The sequence below is a fragment of the Pseudomonas sp. GW821-FHT11G12 genome (assembly GCF_058808055.1).
Genome location: NZ_JBXARH010000016.1, coordinates 1 through 1,310, shown reverse-complemented (window position 1 = coordinate 1,310; position 1,310 = coordinate 1). Strand labels below are relative to the sequence as shown.

Annotated in this window: 1 pseudogene; it reads left to right on the top strand. The window is 53.6% G+C overall.

Annotation, left to right across the window (positions count from 1 at the left end):
- Nucleotides 1-53: 53 nt before the first annotated feature.
- Nucleotides 54-1,307, top strand: a pseudogene (locus AC1RR7_RS29730) (IS3 family transposase).
- Nucleotides 1,308-1,310: the final 3 nt, after the last annotated feature.

Below are 1,310 nucleotides of genomic sequence, written 5' to 3'. Positions count from 1 at the left end.
TGTCCCGTCCTGAATAAGGTTTACACCTTCTGATCTATTTTCAGGAGGACGTAATGGAGGCGGCTAAAAGGCGTAGTCAGCGAGACTACACGCTGACTTTTAAATTGTCGGTCGTGGATCAGGTCGAAAGAGGCGAGCTGAGTTATAAAGAGGCTCAGGAGCGCTACGGGATTCAAGGCAAAACGACTGTTCTGATGTGGTTACGCAAGCACGGTCGGCAGGATTGGAGCCCGGGCACATACATTGGCTCGCCGAGGATGGGGTCTATGCCCGACAAAAACCGCTCATTGACGCCAGAGCAACGTATCAAAGAGCTTGAAGAGCAGTTGGCTCTGTCCAATCAGAAAGCCCAGTTTTTCGAGGCAGTCGTGGACGTGCTGAAAAATGACTACGGTCTCTCTGTCGTAAAAAAGCGTCCCGGCAAGTCCTCGCCCAAAAACGAATCCAAAACCTGAGCATCAGCAGGGCTTGCCAGTTCATGGGGATAAGCCGACAGGCTTACTACAAGCGCAATCGCGCCGATGCGGCTCGGTTCGTTCTGGATCAGCAAGTTGCCGATTTCGTTCAGCAAAAGCGTCAGCGACAGCCACGCCTGGGCACCCGAAAGCTGCATTACTTGCTGCATTGTCAGCCTCGACGTGAGCTGCAAGTGGGTCGAGATCGGTTGTTTTCAATTCTGCGCGAAAGGCGTTTGTTGGTGGCACGCAAACGCGCTTACCACAAGACAACTGACAGCCATCATCGCTTTCGGCGTCATCCAAACCTACTCAAGGCAGGCCCTGACCAAATTGTTCCAAGCGGCCCTGAGCAAGTCTGGGTGGCTGACATCACCTATCTGCCCACTCAGGAAGGTGTGGCTTATCTGAGCCTTGTGACGGATGCCTTTTCACGAAAGATCGTGGGTTATCACGTCCATGAAAGCCTGCACACTGAATCGGTAGCGCAAGCGCTACGCCGGGCGGTGAAACAGCGTCGGACGGAACAACCTCTGGTTCATCACTCGGACAGAGGCAGCCAGTATTGCTCAGGCATGTACCAGGAGCTGCATGCGAAACACGGCATCAGGTGTTCGATGACGGACGGCTATGACTGCTACCAAAACGCCTTGGCAGAGCGGGTCAACGGGATATTGAAGACGGAGCTTTTGCTCCAGCGACCACAGGACTTGATGCAGGCGAAAAAGATGGTGAGTGAGTCGGTCTCGATCTACAACCGTGAGCGTCCGCACCTGTCTTTGAAATACAAAACGCCCGATGCGATGCATCGGGCGCTGGAGTGAAACAGGTGTAAACCTATTTCAGGACTAGACA